Annotated in this window: 17 protein-coding genes; 5 read left to right on the forward strand and 12 right to left on the reverse strand. The window is 35.5% G+C overall.

Annotated features, from left to right (window positions below):
- Positions 1 to 139: 139 nt before the first annotated feature.
- The gene (locus PGC35_RS01145) at positions 140 to 331 is read left to right on the forward strand and encodes a YjzD family protein (protein WP_053590253.1); all 192 of its coding nucleotides are present in this window, start codon (positions 140 to 142) and stop codon (positions 329 to 331) included.
- A 294-nt stretch (positions 332 to 625) separates the two neighbouring features.
- Here the strand turns inward: PGC35_RS01145 and PGC35_RS01150 are convergent, their stop codons facing one another.
- Positions 626 to 2,752 (reverse strand): ATP-dependent Clp protease ATP-binding subunit, encoded by a 2,127-nt coding sequence (locus PGC35_RS01150; protein WP_375217849.1) that lies wholly within the window; start codon positions 2,750 to 2,752, stop codon positions 626 to 628.
- A gap of 153 nt (positions 2,753 to 2,905) precedes the next feature.
- Here PGC35_RS01150 and PGC35_RS01155 point away from each other — a divergent pair, with 153 nt between their 5' ends.
- Complete coding sequence (locus tag PGC35_RS01155; RefSeq protein ID WP_375217850.1) at positions 2,906 to 3,601, forward strand: Crp/Fnr family transcriptional regulator; 696 nt, start codon at positions 2,906 to 2,908, stop codon at positions 3,599 to 3,601.
- A 37-nt stretch (positions 3,602 to 3,638) separates the two neighbouring features.
- Here the strand turns inward: PGC35_RS01155 and PGC35_RS01160 are convergent, their stop codons facing one another.
- Together PGC35_RS01160 and PGC35_RS01165 are read right to left on the reverse strand one after the other, a co-directional pair.
- Entirely contained in the window at positions 3,639 to 3,947 is a 309-nt protein-coding gene (locus PGC35_RS01160; RefSeq protein ID WP_053590255.1) for a metal-sulfur cluster assembly factor, read from the reverse strand.
- A 50-nt stretch (positions 3,948 to 3,997) separates the two neighbouring features.
- Positions 3,998 to 4,756, reverse strand: a complete 759-nt coding sequence (locus PGC35_RS01165; RefSeq protein ID WP_375217851.1) for a prolyl oligopeptidase family serine peptidase — start codon at positions 4,754 to 4,756, stop codon at positions 3,998 to 4,000.
- A gap of 132 nt (positions 4,757 to 4,888) precedes the next feature.
- Between PGC35_RS01165 and PGC35_RS01170 the strand changes: the two genes are divergently transcribed.
- The 3 genes from PGC35_RS01170 (at position 4,889) to PGC35_RS01180 (ending at position 7,215) form a co-directional block, all read left to right on the forward strand.
- On the forward strand, positions 4,889 to 5,701 hold the full coding sequence (locus PGC35_RS01170; protein WP_056827568.1) for a Cof-type HAD-IIB family hydrolase: 813 nt from the start codon (positions 4,889 to 4,891) through the stop codon (positions 5,699 to 5,701).
- A 16-nt stretch (positions 5,702 to 5,717) separates the two neighbouring features.
- The gene (locus PGC35_RS01175; protein ID WP_056827569.1) at positions 5,718 to 6,569 is read left to right on the forward strand and encodes a DegV family protein; all 852 of its coding nucleotides are present in this window, start codon (positions 5,718 to 5,720) and stop codon (positions 6,567 to 6,569) included.
- A 133-nt stretch (positions 6,570 to 6,702) separates the two neighbouring features.
- Positions 6,703 to 7,215 (forward strand): DUF3231 family protein, encoded by a 513-nt coding sequence (locus tag PGC35_RS01180; protein ID WP_275784804.1) that lies wholly within the window; start codon positions 6,703 to 6,705, stop codon positions 7,213 to 7,215.
- A 54-nt stretch (positions 7,216 to 7,269) separates the two neighbouring features.
- Here PGC35_RS01180 and PGC35_RS01185 read toward each other — a convergent pair whose 3' ends face one another.
- From PGC35_RS01185 to PGC35_RS01225, 9 genes are all read right to left on the reverse strand, one after another.
- On the reverse strand, positions 7,270 to 8,706 hold the full coding sequence (locus PGC35_RS01185; RefSeq protein WP_375217852.1) for an alpha-amylase family glycosyl hydrolase: 1,437 nt from the start codon (positions 8,704 to 8,706) through the stop codon (positions 7,270 to 7,272).
- A gap of 416 nt (positions 8,707 to 9,122) precedes the next feature.
- Positions 9,123 to 9,308: a hypothetical protein gene (locus PGC35_RS01190; protein ID WP_375217853.1), complete on the reverse strand. Its 186-nt coding sequence runs from the start codon at positions 9,306 to 9,308 to the stop codon at positions 9,123 to 9,125.
- A 42-nt stretch (positions 9,309 to 9,350) separates the two neighbouring features.
- Entirely contained in the window at positions 9,351 to 9,713 is a 363-nt protein-coding gene (locus tag PGC35_RS01195; RefSeq protein ID WP_053590260.1) for a DUF1516 family protein, read from the reverse strand.
- A 54-nt stretch (positions 9,714 to 9,767) separates the two neighbouring features.
- Positions 9,768 to 10,664 (reverse strand): fumarylacetoacetate hydrolase family protein, encoded by an 897-nt coding sequence (locus tag PGC35_RS01200; RefSeq protein WP_275784501.1) that lies wholly within the window; start codon positions 10,662 to 10,664, stop codon positions 9,768 to 9,770.
- Between the two features lie 227 nt (positions 10,665 to 10,891).
- Positions 10,892 to 12,064, reverse strand: a complete 1,173-nt coding sequence (locus PGC35_RS01205) for a DUF418 domain-containing protein (protein ID WP_375217854.1) — start codon at positions 12,062 to 12,064, stop codon at positions 10,892 to 10,894.
- Between the two features lie 11 nt (positions 12,065 to 12,075).
- Positions 12,076 to 15,777: a helicase-exonuclease AddAB subunit AddA gene (gene addA / locus PGC35_RS01210; RefSeq protein ID WP_375218264.1), complete on the reverse strand. Its 3,702-nt coding sequence runs from the start codon at positions 15,775 to 15,777 to the stop codon at positions 12,076 to 12,078.
- Position 15,778: 1 nt separating this feature from the next.
- A complete protein-coding gene (gene addB / locus PGC35_RS01215; RefSeq protein ID WP_375217855.1) occupies positions 15,779 to 19,273 on the reverse strand; it encodes a helicase-exonuclease AddAB subunit AddB in 3,495 nt (1,164 codons plus the stop codon).
- A 544-nt stretch (positions 19,274 to 19,817) separates the two neighbouring features.
- Positions 19,818 to 20,369 carry a signal peptidase I gene (gene lepB / locus PGC35_RS01220; protein WP_375217856.1) on the reverse strand — a complete coding sequence of 184 codons (552 nt, stop codon included), beginning with the start codon at positions 20,367 to 20,369 and terminating at the stop codon, positions 19,818 to 19,820.
- Complete coding sequence (locus PGC35_RS01225; RefSeq protein WP_375217857.1) at positions 20,362 to 21,003, reverse strand: TVP38/TMEM64 family protein; 642 nt, start codon at positions 21,001 to 21,003, stop codon at positions 20,362 to 20,364. The genes lepB and PGC35_RS01225 overlap by 8 nt, the downstream gene beginning before the upstream one ends.
- Positions 21,004 to 21,018 lie beyond the last annotated feature (15 nt).

Consider the following 21,018-nt stretch of genomic DNA (forward strand, 5'->3'; position numbering starts at 1 on the left):
CTATTATTAGTACCTGGTAATAATAATACCGAATATATGAACATTTTTCAACAACATAGTTTGAAATCGTAAATATTCTTTTGAATTAGGAAGGGTTATGATATGATTAACGTAGTAAAAATAGCTTGAGGTGAATGAAATGAAATATATTATGACACTTGTATGGTCCGTAATACTAGTTTCTATGTTAAATTACGTTGTTAGCTCTGTACAAAACGTAGAATTTGATCTTAACAACGGCTTAATCATGTCAATCCCGGTTGCAATTTTGGTTATCCTTATTTCTGCAATCCTTCCAAATGATCCAGTAGCAACACCAGAACATCATTAAGAAAAGCACAATAGTGCTTACCGTGTTTTTTTAGAGGAGGCTCGTGACTGTGTCACGAGCCTCCTCTTTTTTCGGTAGTTTTATGGCGATTGTCTATCCGTAACCCTCTTAAAAAACATAAGAATCAGTTAAAGGATATGAATTTCTATTTATTTTGAATGCTTCTGAAGATGCAAATTTGGAGCTATATTGCTACTAGACTATGGTGGCGTGCGGCAGCGCAATTCCAGGTTGTATGCGTTATAATGTCTTTAAACCAATAAAAACAGCTCCCAAAATATGGGAGCTGTTTTCTTATTTAATCATTAATTGATTATCTTCAATGGTTGCTACAATTGTACTTCCTGGAAGAACAGTACCAGCGATTAATAATTTTGCAACAGCAGTTTCTAAATTTCTTTGTATAAAACGTTTCAACGGTCTTGCTCCGAAAGCTGCGTCTGTACCTTCTTCCACGATCCACTTAATCACTTCATGATTTACTTGTAAATTGATCTCTTGTTCTTGAACACGATTTTGTAGCTGTTTTACATATTTTTCAGTGATTTTTTCAAAATGATGAATAGTTAAAGAATGGAACATGATAATGTCATCTAAGCGGTTTAATAACTCAGGTTTAAAATGGTCCCTTAACGCTGCCATTACAAGACTTTCTTCTTCTTCCCCGATGACTCCAGTTGTATTTCCAAGATATTGTGAACCAATATTAGAAGTTAGGATAACTACCGTATTTGTAAAATTAACTATTCTTCCTTGGCTATCTGTAATACGTCCATCATCCATTAGTTGTAATAATATATTCGCTACATCTGGATGAGCTTTTTCTATTTCATCTAATAGTACGACAGAATATGGATTTCGACGAACTGCTTCTGTTAATTGGCCACCTTCTTCGTACCCAATATATCCTGGAGGTGCTCCAACTAAACGAGAAACACTATGTTTCTCCATATATTCAGACATATCGATACGTATAAAATGCTCTTCCGAATCAAACAGGTTCGCAGCCAACGATTTAGCAAGTTCCGTTTTCCCTACACCTGTTGGACCTAAAAATAAGAAGGAACCAATTGGTTTTTTAGGATCCTTTATACCTGCTCTTGCACGCCAAACCGCTTCAGTTACTAATTGCACTGCTTGATCTTGTCCAATAACTCTTTCACCAAGTGTCTCTTTTAAACGAAGGAGTTTTTCTCTTTCTCCTTCGACCAATTTCGTTACTGGAATTCCTGTCCATCTTGATACAATAGAAGCAATTTCTTCTGAAGTGACTTCTTCACGTAACAAGCGAACATCAGATTGATCATTAATTTGTTGTTCATATCGTTGCAATTCTTTTTCTAATGAAGGTATTTTCCCATGCCGTAGCTCAGCTGCCTTGTTTAAATCATATTTATTTTCTGCTTCTTCCAGTTCTCTTCTAAATCGATCTAGTTCTTCTCTTTTTTGTTGAATGACCTGAATAGATTCTTTTTCCTGTTTCCATTTGTTTCGCATGTCACTTGTAGATTGTTCTAATTCCAATAGGTCTTGGCGTAACTGTTCAAGTCTTTTTTGACTGGCAGCATCTTTTTCTTTCATTAAGGCTTGTTCTTCAATTTGAAGCTGCATCATTTTTCGTGTTACTTCATCTAGCTCTTGGGGCATTGAATCAATTTCTGTTCGAATCATTGCACATGCTTCATCTACTAAATCGATTGCTTTGTCGGGTAAAAAACGTTCTGTAATGTATCTATTTGATAATTCCGCAGCTGCTATAATAGCTCTATCATGAATGCGCACACCATGATGTAATTCAAAGCGCTCTTTCAATCCACGTAAAATGGATACTGTATCTTCGACAGAAGGCTCTCGAACAAGCACTTGTTGAAATCTTCTTTCAAGTGCTGGATCCTTTTCAATATACAGGCGGTATTCATCTAAAGTGGTTGCTCCGATACAATGTAATTCTCCACGAGCAAGCATTGGTTTTAGCATGTTCCCCGCATCCATTGCACCGTCAGATTTTCCAGCACCTACTATTGTATGGATTTCATCTATAAATAATATAATTTGTCCATCACTTTCTTTAACTTGCTTCAAAACAGCTTGTAAACGCTCTTCAAATTCTCCGCGATATTTTGCACCTGCTATTAAAGAACTCATATCTAGCTCAAAAATTTCTTTTTCTTTTAGTCCTTCCGGTACATCTTTTCGTACAATTCGTTGCGCCAAACCTTCCACAATTGCAGTTTTTCCAACACCTGGCTCTCCAATTAGGACAGGATTATTTTTTGTTTTTCTAGATAATATACGAATAACATCCCGTATTTCTTGATCTCTTCCGATAACAGGGTCCATTTTTCCTTCTTTTACTGCGGTCACTAAATTGCGTCCATAAGTTTCTAATGGACTTTTTTCATCCTGTTGTTTCATTTGCATACCCAACCATCTCCTTTTGAAATAGTTTGACCTTTTTTGACTAATATAATTATAATATTTTCTTTTATTATTTGTAAAGAAAAGCGATTTTACCTATGTATATAGGGTTAATATGCTATTATTGTTATACAGATGGAAAGGTTGTGATTATTAATGAGCGAGAATACTCCTTTGTTTGAAGGTATAAATTCATTATTTGACCAATTTGGTTCCATTATGAAAATTGAAAAGGATCGCCCTATTTTTAATGAAGGAGAACGATCCGATGAAGTGTATTATATCGTTTCTGGATATGTTAGAATTACGAAGGATTCGGAGAGTGGACGAATATTTACTTTAAAAATTACCGGACCTGAAAGTATTATCGGTGAAACATCCGTTTTTTGTGAAACTGTATATCATGCAGTATCTGCACACGCTATCGAGCCAACGCAAATATATGCTCTTTCAAGAACACAACTGGAAAATTTTTTAACGTCTTCCCCTCCCCTTATGAAAGAATGGATGAAAATTGTACAAATAAATCATTTAAAGAATGAAACGAGATTTAGAGATTTATTGTTACACGGAAAAAAAGGAGCACTCTTTTCTACTTTAATACGACTTACCAATACGTATGGAATTCCTCAAAAAGATGGAAGTATCGTTATTGAACATCACTTAACTAATCAAGAATTAGCAAATTTTTGTGCAACTAGTCGAGAAGTTGTGAATCGAATGTTAAATGATTTAAAAAAATCAGGAATTGTTAATTTTAAAAAAGGTATAATAACCATTCACGATTTGGACTATTTACGTAAAGAAATTGAATGCGATAACTGTCCGTTACACATATGCAGAATAGATTAAAAGCGGAAGACGCCGTAAGGTGCTTCCGCTTTTCTTATTATCTTATTCCCAATGCAATTTTAGCATATCGAGACATATTTTCTTTTGACCATGGTGGATTGAAAACTATATTTACTTCTGTTTCTTTTACTTCAGGTAATTCGCCAAGTGCTGTTTTTACTTGATCCACAATCATTGGACCCATTGGGCATCCAATGGAAGTAAGAGTCATTGTTACGGTTGCAAGCCCCTCATCTGTCAAATCAACATCATATACTAAACCCAAATTGACAATATCAATACCGAGCTCAGGGTCAATAACGTTTTCTAGTGCACCCATCATACTGTCTTTCATATCTTGATCCATTTTTATAAAACCTCCCTGACACTTTATTTCATCATAACAAACTACGTTCTTTAAGCCAAATTGTTTGCTAGCCATTTCGTTACTTCAAGTAATCCTTTTCGGGTAACTGCATGCCCTGCTGATTTATCTTTTATAAATACTAAATTTTCATTTCCAAATTGTTTTACATAAGATTCAATAAAATATGCAGTCGGTTCAAAAGGAACAACCTGGTCTTTTACTCCGTGCCAAAAGAATAGGGGTTTATTTTCTAGATTCTTCATATGTATAGAAGCATCGAAAGTAGATAATGTTTGGAACATATTATCTTTTTCTTCCGAATTCAAAGGAATTTTAAATCCCTTTAGTTCAAATTGTTCGATTTGAGCCTTTGCTAATTGAACATATCCAGGTGTACCCATCATTATTGCTGCAGCATCAATCCATGGATAAGCTGTTAAGCATCCGAGTGTTGTAATACCTCCCATGGACGTGCCAGCAATCCCTATTTTTTGTTCGTTCCCATAGCCTCTATTATTTAATTCCTGTTTTAATTTTCCTACTTCTTCTATAGAAGTCAAAACAGTTTCCCAGAAGCGGAGACTTATTTCTACTTGATCTAAATTTTCATCTCTTTCGCCATGTAAATGTGCATCTGGCAATATCACTCGACAACCTGAATTTACTAGTTGGTAAGCATAATGTAAATTATGTTCCTTTGCACTTTCAAAACCATGTAAAAAGATTATAATTGGAGAATTAATCTTCGTCTGTTCGTTATATATATGAAGTAGAGGTATATTTCCCCAAGTTTCCGATTGTACAATCATTTAAGAACCGCCTCCCCTATTTAATATTATATTAACAAAGTAAATTGGAATTTACAAAAGAGCCGTTATTTCATTTTGACGTTTATTCATGAAAAGGATACACTTTACAATAGAAGGAAAGGAGAATTTTATATGCAACGTCACTTAATTGTGTTGGATTTAGATGGCACTTTACTAACAGATGAAAAAATAATATCAGATAAAACTAAAAAAACGATTTTACAAGCAAAAAACGAAGGTCATGAAGTAATGATTGCTACAGGTAGACCATATAGATCAAGTGAAATGTACTATAAAGAACTAGGATTAAATACTCCAATCGTTAATTTCAATGGTGCATTTGTTCATCATCCGATGGACACTTCTTGGAATACTGTACATAAACCAATTGATTTGAATGTTGTAAAAGAAGTAGTAGAGGCAGTCCAAAACTATTCGATAAAAAATATGCTGGCAGAAGTATTAGACGATGTATACTTACATCATCATGATGAAAAAATGATATCTGCGTTCGCTCTTGGTAATCCACATATTACAACGGGGGATTTACGTACCTTTTTAAAGACTGATCCTACAAGTTTACTTATTCACGCTGAAGACGATTCTGTCGACTTAGTACGTAAACATCTACAAGATGTACACGCAGAGGTAATCGATCAGCGTCGTTGGGGCGCACCTTGGGACGTTATTGAAATTATTCGTAACGGTTTAAACAAGGCTGTTGGATTAAAACATGTTTCTGAGTATTTAAATATTCCAAAAGAAAATATCATCGCATTTGGGGATGAGGACAATGATTTGGAAATGATTGAATATGCAGGGGTTGGTGTTGCGATGGGAAATGCTATATCACCACTTCAGAATATTGCAAATGAAATTACATTAACGAATAATGAAGATGGTATCGCAGAATTTTTAAAAGATAGATTAAAATTAAATATCTAAAATTAGGGGGATGGAAATGAGATTATTTGCTGATAGTGCTAGTGACTTACCAAAATCTTTTTATGAGCTACATAATGTTGTATTAGCACCACTTAGAGTGCATATTGATGATCAAGAATATGAAGATGTGATTGGTATTGATTCGAATGAGGTGTATGCAGCAATTCGCGCTGGGAAACAGCCAAAAACTTCACAAGCCTCACCTGAACTTTTTCTAAGACTATTTGAAGAACTTGCAAAATCGGGTGAAGAAGGATTATACATTGCGTTCTCTTCAGAGTTATCTGGAACATATAGTACAGCAGTTATGATGCGTGAGCAGTTGTTAGAAACATATCCAGAGTTAAAATTAACTATTATTGACTCAAAATGTGCATCTCTCGGTTATGGACTCCTAGTAAAAGAAGCAGTGCGATTGAGAGATGAGGGCTTAGACCTATCAATGGTAGAAGAAAAAATTAGGTTTACAGCTAAACATATGGAGCATCTCTTTACAGTAGAAGACTTAGATTATATGGCACGAGGCGGAAGAGTTTCCAAAGCAAGTGCTTTTATTGGTGGACTTCTTAATATTAAACCTCTTCTTCATGTGGAGGATGGTAAACTTGTACCAATTGAAAAAATTCGCGGACGTAAAAAAGTTATTAAGCGAATGATCGAAGTAATGGGTGAACGTGGTGAGACATTAGCTGCACAAACTATTGCAATTAGTCACTCAGATGACGAAGCAACAGCACTTGAACTAAAACAGTTAATAGAAGAACAGTTCCATCCGAAAAGTATTGAAATTCATCGCATTGGTTCTACTATAGGAGCTCATGTTGGTCCCGGTACATTGGCCTTATTCTTTTTAAATAAACTATCATAATAATTATTTTGACGAGATTCTAATTTATTTGGAATCTTGTCTTTTTCTTTCTTTCGAATAGTTTTACTGATTCTTCACATAATAAATAAACGTGAAGAAATTCATGAATCTTTTTTCAATAAGGAGAGGAACAATGGGTATTTTAAGTGGTAATCCTAAAGATGAACCATTACATTACGGTGAGGTTTTCGGAATTTGGACAAATCTTGCTACCAACAACGGGTTAATAGCAGCCTACCAAACATTTTATAATCATACCGGTGATGATGACCTAAAAAAGTTAGTCGAAGAAGCTATTCAGGGTATGGAAGAGGAAAACAAGCAATTAGATAGAATACTAAAAGTAAATGCAATTGGTCTTCCCCCAGCTCCTCCAGCTCGCCCAGTTGCACGATTGGAAGACATTCCTGTAGGAGCTAGATTCAATGATCCGGAAATAAGTGCTTCATTAGCTATGAATGTTGCTGCTGGATTAGTTGCTTGTAGCCAGGCGATGGGAATGTCTATTAGAGAAGATATAGGAATGATGTATGGACAATTCCATGCAAATAAAGCTCAATTTGGAGCTAAAGTACTTAGACTAAACAAAAGTAAAGGTTGGTTAGTTCCACCTCCTTTACATGTAAACTTCCCAGAAAACAATTAAAGTAGCGAAAAATAAAAGAAGTAGACATCATTAAATCTAGTCTACTTCTTTTTATTATTTGCTATCCAATTTACGTTGTTTTCCTTTTTTCCATACAATAACTAAAAACGCGATAAATAATAAATAGGCGATTGCCATAGCTATTATATAAGAAGTGTTTAAACCTTTACGATCTGTTACTTGGTATAATTCCACAATTTCACGATCCAGCACTAATCGATAATCCCCATTCTTAGCAGGACGAACTAAATCTTTCTCGAAGATACCTCGTAGCTCTACATTTTCTCCAACGACATCACTTGATAAATCAATTCGTTGAGTACTACTTGTATTGTTAACAACTACTATAAATGTTTCTTCATCTGAATATCGCTTAAATACTAAATAACCATCCTCATTTTTTAGTAGCTCTGTTTTTCCTGTCCGAAGTGTTTCTGACTTGTTCCGAATAGAGTTTATATCTTTGAAATACTTCATTATATCTTCATCCACGCGGAAATTCATAATTTGATGACTTTCTTGTTCAGTTTGACCGTTCATAGCGATTTCAGTACCATAGCTCATATATGGAACTCCAGGCATTGTAAGAATTGCCCCAATTGCTGTTTTAATACGAGTTGGCGGAAACATATTTTCAAGGGCACTATAATAAGTGAACCGTTCAGTGTTTAAGTGATCAATCATTAACAAATCGTTATACTCCGTAGAAGCTATTCCTTCTGACGGCATATCCGTATTTTTAAAAGCGTCTCTAAAGTTTATAAGTAAATCTTCCGAGTACTTTGTATCAAAATTTGCATCTGATTCTTCCAATGAAATAGCATAGATCGAACTATCAACTTCCTTTATTGCTGAAATCATATCGTTTATAAAAGAAGTAGGAGCACCATCTAATTGAGAAAACTTCACACCATCAATATTATATTGTTGCGTAAAGTCTACAATCGTATCAATTAATGCCTTCTGAACTTCTGTATTGTTCAAGTCTACTTGCATAACGCCATCTTCTGCTTTTAGAATCCAATCCTTTTTAGCAGGGTCTGCATTCCAAATATGATTCTCACTGAAATTGTTTAAAGGAAATTCAATCATAATTTTCATTTCTTTTTTATGTGCTGACTTTATTAATTGTTGAAATTCCTCTTGGGTACCAAATCTTTGCTCAAGTTCATTGAAATCTAGCACACGCTTACCATCATATCTTTCCGTCGCAAAAACTGGACCAATTGAAATAATGGTAAAACCCATATCTTTAATATGGTCCATTTTTTCCATTACACCAAGAAAGTCTCCACCTGCAAAAGCATTTGGATCTTTTGGATTCACATTTAAATCATTTGTTGAAGTTTTATTAAAATAGCGATCCACATAAAGATCATAAATACTTTCATTATGTATAGAATTTGTTTCTTCAGCATTTATATTTTGAGATGTTGTTACCATTAAACCAAACATTAATATTCCGGTAACAAGCAACTTTTTAACATTCAAGTAAAGTCCTCCTCTGTTTAGAAATCAGTAGACACCTTAAGCAGCAACTAGCATTCAAGATTTATTATTGCAATTTCTCACCAATGCTGTATTTAGCTCATTTGTATCTGAAGCTTGATGATTAAAATATATCAACGTTATTTTATCAAAGCTAAGTTTTAATCGCTATTGTTTATACGTATAAGTCCAAAATTTAAACAATAATTCGTCCAAACTGTGTCTTAAAATAGCAATAACTACTCTACACTATCAAATTATGCTGTGGCATTTAAGGAAGAAATGATTCAGTAACCTAAATTCTGTTACGCTTATTATTCCTCCGCTTTTCACAAATGTACAAGGGACGTGACAAAGTCACGTCCCTCTCATTAAGTAATCTAGATAATTACCACTAATAGCCACTACCAATATGTCATCTACTCTTTATTAACTAAATGAATAATACTTTCGTGAGTGTGATCAAATTCACTTCCTACTTTATCACCCATTTTTTGTTGTTTCGAGATAAAATAGGAAGCGATAACGAATAAAAGCATAAGTAGTATGACAAATAATAGTAAGGACATACCTAGCATTTTTCCGCCCACTTCCTTCTCTTTCATTACATTAAAAGGAGCTTCCTATATATGAAAGCTCCTTCTTTTTTATGCTAGAAAGTTTATGCCCATTGGTAATTTAAATCCTAGGAAAAGCGCGATGAAGAAAAATACAAAGACCAAGACAAGAAACGTTGTGTAAGGTTTTTCTTTTTTCTTTTTCGCTAATGTCATTTCCATCATTCCAATGACAAGTAACCCTGCTATAAATTTTAGTCCATACAGCATTCCTTGACCATAGTCCATACCTTTCATAAATAGCGCAATACCAGTTAATAAAATTAATAAATAATCTAAACGCAAAATCATTTGAACCACTTTTGGATTAGCTACTGCTAATGCAACGAAGAACAAGATTAGTGCTAGTACCCATGTTGTAATGTGTAAGTGTGTTGATGCTAAGAAATCCATTATTTCACCTCTACAATTTATTTACATTTCTATCTTACCATTTTTGCCGATTTTTTACTCGAATTTGTTTACTAGAGTTCCAATTCCTTCGATAGAAATTTTCACAATATCGCCTGATTTTAAAAATTTAGGAGGATTATAACCATTACCAACCCCTGAAGGAGTTCCTGTTAAAATAATATCCCCTGGCTCTAGGGTAACTGTTTTAGAGATGTCAGAAATAATTTGTTCCACTGAATATACCATATCCGAGGTTTTTCCATTTTGACGAATTTCATCATTTACTTTCGTTACAACCGTTAGCTCTTGCGGATTTGGAATTTCATCTTTTGTTACAACATATGGTCCAATCGGGCATGAGCCTTCCAAACTTTTCCCCAAGAAATATTGTTGATGATTTTTTTGAATATCGCGTGCTGTAAGATCGTTGGCAATTGTATAACCAAATATATAATCAAATGCAAGCTTAGTCGGAATATCTTTTCCTTTTTTCCCAATGACAATAGCTAGCTCACCTTCGTAATCATAAGAGGAAGTTTTATCAGCATGTACAGAAAGAGTTTGTTCATCAGCAGCAATTGCCGTTGGCGCTTTAGTGAAAACAACAAACGTATTTGCTTCTCCACCCATTTCTTTTGCATGATCCGCATAGTTTTTACCAACTGCCATAATATTTTTTGGTGTCCGTGGAATAGGAGATAACCACTCGATTTCTGTAAATTGGCGTTTAAAGCCGTCTGGATTTTCATTTTGCATAGCTGCTTCTACTAGCTTTCTAATTTGTTCCATAAAATCTATCCCAAGACTAACACCTTCGACAATTGTCTTAGGGAAACTTGGTAACACTTGAAGGGTCTCTTGAATACTTAGTACATCCCAAACTGCTTCTTCTTTTTTTACTTTTGGTCCGAAGTAAATTTTATCATTTAATCGGTATGATAATAGTTTCATTATGTTGACACTCCTTCAAATAGTTTTGAATCATATACATAGTCTATTACAAATTTACTTTGTTTTCATCTTTTTGTGACAAATTAATAAGAAATGCGCAAGCGCCTATGTCTGCCCCGAAAGGCAAATGCGAAATTGCGAGGAGGCAGTTCCTCAGCCACCGTAGTTATTTAACATTTGATCCGAGGGGCTAGGCGCTGGAGTCTGGACAGTAACAAAATAGAAATTTATTCTTTCTGATTTGATTTATAAGTCAGTTTTCTCCATAATGCTTCCACTGGACCTTGCTTATATTTCATAAACCATAGTTCGGCAAATACAAGCTGTAAGAGATATATGCCAATAGCCATCCAAGTACCTGTTTGAATGTCAATTCTTCCATATAAACCAAACCCATAAGAATAAAATATAGTTGTTGCAATGATCGATTGCATTAAATAGATGGTCATTGACATTCTACCTGCTTTGGCAAAAGGTGAGAATAACCTTTGCATTGCGGGAATTGTGCATAAAAGTGCAAGAATCCCACCATATGCAATTGCTTGCAATGGTCCGCCAAATGTATCTTGTACAGACATAGTAAACAGATTTGCCTCTTTCATAAAAGGTATCCATTTAATAACAGTACCACCTATCAGTGTTATAAGGATGGTCACAATCCAAAATACTTTCAATTCGCTTGCACGTTCAATTAATTTTAGTTTTGCAGCGGCTGCCCCGATTAACAAAAACGGTACAATCGTAAAAAACATAACTAAAATGATTAATCCATATTGTGTCATATATAACCAATCTGCTAAACGTTGATCAAAAATTTCCAACCAAGAGCCTTGTGAGAACGCTTCTATAGAGGATTCAATTTCTTGAATTCCTGTAAAAATAATAAGACTATCCGAATCGAATTTTCCCATCCAATATAACAAACCATTTAATAAGCCATTCGGAATTATGAACAATACTGCACTGATGATAAATAACCAAATAGGCTTTAATCGAATTACCAATAAAAGGACAAATCCTGCAAGTGCGTAGGTGATTAATATATCCCCTGACCAAATAAGGAATGCGTGAATACATCCGATTAAAAGTAGCACAGACAGCCTACGAGCTGCTAACTTTGCAAAGGAAGTTCCACGTTCCTGTGATTTCATAAACTGCATGGATAGTCCGTAACCAAATAACATAGCAAATAACGGATACACACTGCCTTGCACAAAAATATCAATCCATTTATACGTTTCATAATCTCCAGGTAGATGAAACCAAGTATAAGGATTAATGTAGATATATGGAGAATGAAAGAACAACATATTTACAATGAAAATACCAAGTAGCGCAAACCCTCTCATTACATCAATCGAAATTACTCGTTCTTTCACTTCTGTTGGACGAATCAACAATTTTTTTCCCCCTATAAATTAACTGTTTTGTTTATATCAAATAAATAAAGTATTTTTTCCTTTATCTCTATTTTCATGATTGCTTCTATTGCTTGTGCATATAAAGATAATTGGATATTGTAACGATTTTTCATTTCTTCAAGTAAGTTAGTATCATTAGATACTAAGTGCTGGACACGATCTGTCTTATAATCTAATAACACCCAGCGTCCGTCTTCTTCTTGAAAGAGACAGTCTACGACCCCTTGAATAATTTGACTATCGCCATCCTCATCTTTTAATACATAAGTAAAAGGAAACTCGCGCATAATTTCTTTCGCATGTATTAATCTATTTGCTATTTCTGAGTGAAAGAATGGAACCATTTTCTTTGGATTGATGGCAGCTTGCTCAGCTCTTGTAAGAATTTCTCTTTGACCAAGTGTCTCCACAAATTCTTGTATTTGTTCTGCACTTTTTACATTGGTTAAATCTACATTTTGCATAAATGCGTGCACAGCTGTTCCTACTTCTGCTCCCGTCAATTTTTCTTCTTTTTGAAGGAAAAATGGTCTTTTTGCAACTCGATTCGTTTTGCCAAGTGTATTACCCATTTGGAAGTAATCTTCCTCTTCTCTTTCTTCTAAAAGTTGTATCTTTTTAATTTCACTAACTGTTTGTTTAGAACGCTTATGTGTAGAAAGTTCAAAAGGATAAGCAGTTTCAAAACGATGCTGAATTGTCGGCAATATAGATGATATGTCTTTGTTCAAAAGTGTATCCAACGACACTTTTTCGGATGCTTCTACTTCTGAGCGAATCTTTAACTCATCTATACATTTAGTGACAAAGTTCCACTTTGAGTCACTTTCAACTATATTTACTTCATTTATGTCAGCAATTTGATTATAGTCCGCATGCCTTGCTACAGCAGGACCTATCCAGTCTAAATAACTTTTTGCCTTAGCCCGTATATATCCCGGTAGCATTTCTCCAGGTAATATCGATTGAGCATCCTCCCATTTTGTTAGGGTCTTCGCCAAATCTTTTATAGTAGCAATTAGGAATAAATGCTCTTTAGCTCGAGTCATTGCTACATACAATACACGCATCTCTTCAGCTTTTAACTCCATTTGCTTCTTTTCTTTCATCGCCAAGAATGGTAATGAAGTAAAGGAAATACGTTTGTCAGGATCAATTGCTTTTACAGCGAGACCAAACGATTGATCAAATAAATAATTCTCATTAAAGTCCATCTGGTTAAAGGGTCTTCCCATTCCTCCTAAAAAGACAATTGGAAATTCTAATCCTTTTGAAGAATGAATCGTCATCATTCGAACGACATTCTCCTTTTCACTAATAGCTCGAGCTGCTCCTAAGTCATCTCCACGCTTCCTCATTCGATCGATAAAACGTAAAAATCGAAAGAGACCTCTAAATGAAGTCTTTTCATAATCCACTGCACGATCATGAAGGACACGCAAATTCGCTTGCCGCTGCTTTCCATTTGGCATGGAGCCAACAATTTCATAGTAATTGGTATCTAAATAAATGCGCCATATCAAGTCTGCTAGCGATCCTCTTCTACTTAAGTTTCTCCAATCTTCAAACTGGAGTAAAAATCGTTGTAGTTTCTCTTCTGTTTCAATAGAAATACCATCTTTCCCTGTTGACACAAAGTCCTTTAGAGCTTCATAAAAAGGTTCTTTTGGAGCAGCCAACCGAATTAACGCAAGCTCTGTCTCCGTTAATCCTACAAATGGAGAACGAAGTACGGATGCTAGTGAAATATCTTGGTATGGATTATCAATCGTTCGAAGTGTATGTAACATTATCAGCACTTCTATTGCTTCAAAATAACCTTTGGAAAGCTCAGCATATAACGGAATTCCCGCTTCTTTGAATTGATCTGTTACTTCCTGTGACCATGTCATAGAACGCATTAAAATAACAATATCACTATATTGTACGGGACGATTTTTTTTCTTCCAAGGATCAAAAACAGTTGCACCAGAATCCATTAAATCATTAATTTTAGAGATAATATAACGTGCTTCAGCTTGCGATTTCTTTAAATCTTCTTCGGCAATCGCTACTTCGTCTTCTCCATCCTCCTCATCAACTTCCGCGCTTCCATCTTCTACTTCATACAGAAGAGCAAGTTCAACTGCAGCTTCTGCTTCATCATAAGGAGCCTGTGGTTTTAAAGAAGCTGAGTCATCATAATTGATCTCCCCAACACTTTCCCCCATAACTTGCTGGAAAATATAATTCGTTGCATGGAGTACTTCTTTTCTACTTCGGAAATTTGCATTTAAATCTATTTTTACTCCAGAATTAAGAGGAAGTGAATCAAAAGCTAAATATTTCCCTAAAAACAGCATTGGCTCTGCTAATCGGAAGCGGTAGATGGATTGTTTCACATCACCAACCATGAACATATTTCCCGTTTGCTCATTACCGCTTTTTACTAACTGTAAGATTGTTTCTTGAAGTCTATTTGTATCTTGATATTCATCTACCAATACTTCTTTAAAACGGGATTGATACTCTTTTGCAATTGCAGATGGCCCAATCTCCCCATTTTCTTGACGTTCGCTTAATATTTCTAAAGCATAATGCTCTAAATCGGAAAAATCGACAAGTCCTTTGTCATCTTTAGCTGCAGTGTAACGTTCTCCGTATGTGATTGCCAACTCAACGAGCGTTTTTAATTGAGGAGCCATCAATCTCATTTCATCTAATAAACGTTCAGGTGTTCTAGCGAAGTAATCTTCTTTTAAATCATTTACAATTTTCTTCACTTTATTTCGTTTTTCAGCGGCTTGTTTTTTTAATGCTTCGTCACAAGAATCTTTTCTGATAGTTGCAGCTTTTCCCCAGGAAATGTTTTGAAAATAGTAGTACACATCTTTCCATGAGCCAATTTTCATTAATGATATCGCTTCATTTATCATTCCTTGATCATTCATCGCTGTTTCAGCAAGAGGAGCAGGTCCATTTGGCAAATTCGCTAGTTTACGAATTTCTTCCGTTACAGCAATAGCCGATTCTAATTGATGAACAATGGAGAGCTTCAAAGGTTCAATAAAGGATAACTCATCTATCGTAATCAACTCATCTAATGTATATGCTTTTGGTATTTCTTGTAACCATTTTTTTGGTTCTGGATGTACTCTCGCATAGGTATATAACTTCTCAATCATTAATTCAATGGACTGGTCATCTCGGTCAGATGTAAAGCTATCTGATAATCGATACATGGCTTCTGGATTGTCTACATGATATGCCTCTTCCAATACTTCCGCTAGAATGTCATCACGCATTAAGGCTGCTTCTGTTTCGTTAGCAATGCGAAAACCTGGATCAATATCTAGCATATAGGAATATTGACGTACTATATTTAAACAGAACGAATGAAGCGTTGAAATTTGGGCTTTATTTAATAGGCTAAGTTGTTTGCGCAAATGAGTCGATGATGGGTCTTCTGCAATAGCTTTTTCTAAAGCTTCTCCCATTCGATGACGCATTTCCGCAGCTGAAGCATTTGTAAAAGTCACAACAAGTAATTCGTCCACATTAATCGGGTTTTCTTTTGCAATCACTTTTTGAATAAGTCGGTCAATCAACACAGCTGTTTTCCCTGAACCTGCGGCAGCAGAGACAAGCACATCAGAACCACTAGCCCAAATAGCCTTCCATTGCTCCGGTGTCCATGTTAATTCTGCTGGCATATTAGGAATGTTCACTAGTCCCCATCTCCTCTCTAATTTTTTCAGCCACCACGTCAGGTTGCTCTACTTTAAGCAATCGTACTGGTTGTTCTGAATCTTGTGGGTCAAATTGACAAACACTCTGATACGAACAATATTGGCATGGCATTTTATCCTTGAGACGGTATGGATATACACGTGTATCCCCTGCATTCATACCATTTCCAGCCTGTTCATGTTTTTTACGCACAAATGATTGAAGTAGTTTCATATTTTCTGTATCTACTACTTTTGATGAGGATTTGGATAAGTTCCCATCTTTATTTATTCGAACTGGAATAACCTTTGAAAAGCCATCTATTTGCTCATCCATTTCCATAATGACTTCTGAATCGTCTATTAATAAGCCATTCATTTTATAAGATTTATAAATTGCTTCTTCCAACTCAGCTTCTGCCATCTCTTTTTTAGATTGAATAAAAGGATTATGAAGATGTACATATAGCACTCCAGCAGGCTCAGCATCCTCTTGTAACCAACTTGGTGCATTCGCGATTGCAACATCTAAATAGGTTAACATCTGCAGTGATAAACCATGATACACTTCGTTCAAATCAATCCCTTTTTTAGAAGATTTATAATCGACAATTCGCACAAACATATTCCCATTTATGTTTGCAGCATCCACTCGGTCAATTCTGCCTCGTAATTGCATTTTTCGTCTATTTTTTAGTGGTATTTCTAATGCGGGCAATGCTTCTCCAGGACCGAATCCTGCTTCAACAGCTATAGGAACGAAGCTAGAAACATTCGAGTGTTTACTTAATGCAATAAGTGTAGAAGCTACAATTTGCTCTAATTTTCGTTGAATATATCGATATCGATTTGTACTTAACAAAAGCTGATGGACAAATACCGGTACGATGTGATCTACTGCTTGTTTAGCAAGCTTCATACATTGGGATTTTGATAAGTCTCCCCACATAATATTTAAACGGTTTGTTTCATCTGATATCCATTTTAATGCCGCATGAAACAAATCACCCATTGCCGGCGGCTCCAAATGATATTCAGCCCGCTCCTCTAACTTCAATCCATATGATGCATAATGGGCAAATGGACAGCTGTAATATTTTTCTACTCTTGAAACGCTCGAAATAATTGTTTCTCCATAAAGAGCAGATGTCATATCCTGTGAAAGTCTTTCGGTTTTATTCCCATGTATCATAGGCCGTGTTATTCGTCTCATTAGTTTAGACCAATACGGATCATCCATATAATAGCTATACACTGCTTGCCAAACTTCCGATAACTTGCCTGTATTCAGTGCTTCACGCAACTGCATGACAACATACGGTAACGTAGTACGTGGATGACTGATGGTAGATAGATCAACAACAGCATTCGTTGAATCACTTGGATCCATAACTGCTAACTCTACCTCAAGATTATCAATCATTTGCTGAAGCTTCTTAATATACATGGAAGGAAGCAATGCCTTTCCCTCGCTATCTGCTATTGGATACGATACAAATAAATAGTTGGATGCTCCAGTAAAAGCTTTGTAGACTAAGTAATTTTCATCTAGCAAGCGCATTTTAGAACTTGGTGCAAGTTCAAATCCGATATGATTAAACCACTCCCGATCCATATCGGAAAGTAGTCCTTCATGATCCATACGTTTTGGATAGATCCCATCGTTTACACCGATAACAAAGGTAGCCTTCATATTCACAACTCGTCCTATGTCAACACTTGCAACGACTACTTGATCTAAGGTAGGAGGTATCCTTGAAAAGGCTAATTGATCAAAGCCTTCATCTAATATCTTGGAGGCCTCCTCCAGTGACATCTCTTTTTCTCCGAACATTAAAACGAATTGGTCTAACACATCCACCCATTCATTCCACGCCTGCTCATGTTCTGTAGCAAGCAATAATTGACCTTCTTCCTCTTCTGCCTGCTTTAATACTTGTAATTTATCGTAAACTTGTAATGTCTCCATAAAAGTATATAAAGCTGTAGCAATATCGATGCCGGTATTACTAACTGTCAATTGTTCAGAAAGAACCTTCAAAGGATTAACCACTATATCTCTCACAGCATGAATATCTGCTTGAGTACTTAATTCTTCATCTGTTTGTACTTTTGAATAAAATTCAAGACCTCGATACTTTTTATAAATCCAGCGTTTTTCATCAAACCATCTATCTCCGTATATTCCAAAAGATAATACGAAATTCTCTAATCGATCTGCTCGCTCTCTCCATTCCCTTTTAGAAGCATTTAAAGGGAAAAATAAATCAGTTTTAATCGCTCTAAACATAGACTCATATTTCCAATCCGAGCGAATTATCTCCAATGCAGATCTACTAAGTTCAATAAGCGGATGGTGTAGCATTGGTTTCTTACGACTAATAAAAACCGGAATATCATATTGAGCAAAAATAGTTTCTATTAGTCCTTCATAAGTTTCCGAATCTCTATGTAAAATTGCCATCTCTTTATATCGAACATCATTTTGCTGCATGAGAACACGAATATTCCTCGCAATGGCATGAACCTCTGCTCGTCGATTTGCAGCTTCTATTACATGAAGATTTCCTTCTGTCCCTATTACTTGTGGTGGAAGCTGGTCAAAATTTGCTTCTAAATGGGCTAATTCTACCGATTCAAAACGTTTTTGTTCTGTTTGGTGCTCTGTCGGTTCAATTTCTACATTTTCTTTGTATGCGATATCTAACAACTTTTGACAAGTATTAGCCGGTTGGAAAAACAAGGATTGCTCATCAAGAGCATCAGCTAGTGACTCCATTGGTAAAGCAATAGTAAGACGTTTTGTTTTTTTCATCAGCTCTTGGATTATTTCTAGTTCCCTAGGAGTAAACGAAGTGAATCCATCAATATAAATTTCGGAGGTTGCGAGAAGCGAAGAATCTTTAATTTTTTGCGCTAGCAACATCAAGTATCCTTCTCCGTCAATATAGCTCGTGCCTAACTTTTGCTCCATAAGTTCAAGCAACATGACTAGGTCTGATGATTTATCAATCAATGTTTGAGGTGCTTGTACATTTTCTAAATCATTTAACACGTTAGACATTGTGTCATAATTTAAACAATAACGGTTGAATTCCTTTAAAAGCACCTCAATTTGATCGGTAAATCCTCTTTTTGTAGCTGCACGGTTAAACAACTTAAATTGTTCTTTATTTTCCTCTAGTAAACTGCGAATTAGCATACGATAACCAAATCCGCTAATTTCCTCTTTTGCGATTCCACCAGTTTCTTGTAGTACTCGCCAAGCTAATCGTTTAAAAGTCGTTACTTGTGCACGTATTAACCCTGGAAGTCCTGAATCAGCTGCAAGTGAATATTCACTAGAAAAAGACATTTGGTCTGGCACTATATAAAATAATGGTTCTCCGATAGAATCCTTTTGTAATATATCAATGATTTCTTGTTGCATAAACTTTGTTTTACCCGAACCAGTTCGTCCAGTTACAATTCGTAAAGACATAAGTGCACCTTCTTTCTTTAAATAAGGCTGTAGTTGTTAATGATTTATGATGTGCTAAATAGAATGTGTTTCAAAATCTTATAGTGCAGAGACACGGATGTACGCTTGCCGCAGGCTACGCATTAGCCTCCGCAGGATGAGTCGCTCCTTCGTAGCTCCCACATCCTTTACGGGGTCTCATTCTTCGCGCTCCTGCGGCTTGTAAGGAGCACATCCTGGAAATTTCCGTTTATACAGTAAGAAGTATACTTGGATATGCTTTTTTATGGCTGTTCATGATTAAGACGTTCAATAGAACATTTCTTCCTATGAATAAGGAACCACTGGCATTCGCGCCTCCCAGCAGCATGACGTGCCGTATGAAACAGCGAAATTAATTTTGCTACGAATTTTGCGCAGGAGCAGGATGCCTATAGAGAGAAGTTCTTTTAACCTATAACCGCATCAATAACAGAGATTAAAATAAATTACTCCCCGCTCAGAAAATTAAAAAACCGAATAATCTCTTACTACTATTGTACAAAACATACAGTAGAGTGTGAAATTATTCGGAGTCAAAATTTAAAGTTGCTCTGGAAAACGGCCAATATCTTATTTTTACTTCTCCAATGACTTCTTCTTGATCTATAAATTGGAAATAACGACTATCTAAACTGGATATTCGATTATCTCCTAACACAAATAACTTGTTTGGAGGAACTTTATTACTTCCAGTCAACTCTTCTAAATCGAAGTCTTCGGTAAAATTTTCTTCCGGATTCTGATATGCAGGATAAGACGCAAGAAATTTTTCTTCTACTTTTTTATTATTTACGTACAATTTATCATTTTCATACTTAATAGTATCACCTGGTAAACCAATGACACGTTTTACATAGTCTTCTTTTTGGTCGCTATGAAAGATCACAATATCCATGCGGTCTATATCAGAAAGCTTACTCACAAATACTTTATCTTTGTCATGAAGTGTAGGCATCATTGATTCCCCGACTACTTCATAGTTCGTTAAAATGAAAGAACGAACAATAAATACTACTAAAATTCCAATGAAAATGGCCACTAACCATTCCAGCAATTCTTTTTGTGTATTACTCAAATCTTTTCTCCTTTGTATTTCGTCTTTCATCGCGAATTGATCTAAAATCTGCATCTACTTTCTTATCAATTTTTTTCTCCACAGCTTTTCCAACAAACCATAGTATAACCATTATTCCAATCATTATTGCTGTTCTTAAGGGTTGTGTAATGAGTGCTTTAATATCGGAACCAATAAAGCTTACCACTAATATCATAATTAGTTTCCCTAAGACAACTGTCCATAAATACGTATTTTTTTTCATATTAGATAGACCCGCAACTATATTCACAAGTGCGGAGGGTGTAAATGGAAAACAAATAAGTAAAAATAATGGTCCAAAACCGTTTCTCTCTACCCATAATATTAATTTTTGAATCTTTTCATGCCTTGTAATAAAACCTAAAACTCTAGCTCGTCCATATTTTCTAATAACTAAAAATACGGTATAAGCACCTGCAACCGAACCTGCCCAAGATAATAAAAATCCAAACAAAATTCCGTAGGCAGTCACATTCGCCACGATAAAAACTACTAAAGGTAGAAACGGCAAAAATGCTTCAAGAAAAGGTAGTAATAACCCAAATAGTGGTCCAAGTGCTCGGTAATCTTGTGTTAAATTAGATAAAGTTTCGAATGATAACCAACTTGGCATGGTAACTCTCCTCTT

It is taken from the genome of Psychrobacillus sp. PGGUH221, from assembly GCF_042055255.1.
Classification (GTDB): domain Bacteria; phylum Bacillota; class Bacilli; order Bacillales_A; family Planococcaceae; genus Psychrobacillus.

Excerpts from the sequence above, each read along its gene's own strand:
- PGC35_RS01145 (WP_053590253.1), top strand. The coding sequence starts at position 140 with ATGAAATATATTATGACACTTGTATGGTCCGTAATACTAGTTTCTATG.
- PGC35_RS01150 (WP_375217849.1), bottom strand. The coding sequence starts at position 2,752 with ATGCAAATGAAACAACAGGATGAAAAAAGTCCATTAGAAACTTATGGA.
- PGC35_RS01155 (WP_375217850.1), top strand. The coding sequence starts at position 2,906 with ATGAGCGAGAATACTCCTTTGTTTGAAGGTATAAATTCATTATTTGAC.
- PGC35_RS01160 (WP_053590255.1), bottom strand. The coding sequence starts at position 3,947 with ATGGATCAAGATATGAAAGACAGTATGATGGGTGCACTAGAAAACGTT.
- PGC35_RS01165 (WP_375217851.1), bottom strand. The coding sequence starts at position 4,756 with ATGATTGTACAATCGGAAACTTGGGGAAATATACCTCTACTTCATATA.
- PGC35_RS01170 (WP_056827568.1), top strand. The coding sequence starts at position 4,889 with ATGCAACGTCACTTAATTGTGTTGGATTTAGATGGCACTTTACTAACA.
- PGC35_RS01175 (WP_056827569.1), top strand. The coding sequence starts at position 5,718 with ATGAGATTATTTGCTGATAGTGCTAGTGACTTACCAAAATCTTTTTAT.
- PGC35_RS01180 (WP_275784804.1), top strand. The coding sequence starts at position 6,703 with ATGGGTATTTTAAGTGGTAATCCTAAAGATGAACCATTACATTACGGT.
- PGC35_RS01190 (WP_375217853.1), bottom strand. The coding sequence starts at position 9,308 with ATGAAAGAGAAGGAAGTGGGCGGAAAAATGCTAGGTATGTCCTTACTA.
- PGC35_RS01195 (WP_053590260.1), bottom strand. The coding sequence starts at position 9,713 with ATGGATTTCTTAGCATCAACACACTTACACATTACAACATGGGTACTA.
- PGC35_RS01200 (WP_275784501.1), bottom strand. The coding sequence starts at position 10,664 with ATGAAACTATTATCATACCGATTAAATGATAAAATTTACTTCGGACCA.
- addA (WP_375218264.1), bottom strand. The coding sequence starts at position 15,777 with ATGCCAGCAGAATTAACATGGACACCGGAGCAATGGAAGGCTATTTGG.
- addB (WP_375217855.1), bottom strand. The coding sequence starts at position 19,273 with ATGTCTTTACGAATTGTAACTGGACGAACTGGTTCGGGTAAAACAAAG.
- PGC35_RS01225 (WP_375217857.1), bottom strand. The coding sequence starts at position 21,003 with ATGCCAAGTTGGTTATCATTCGAAACTTTATCTAATTTAACACAAGAT.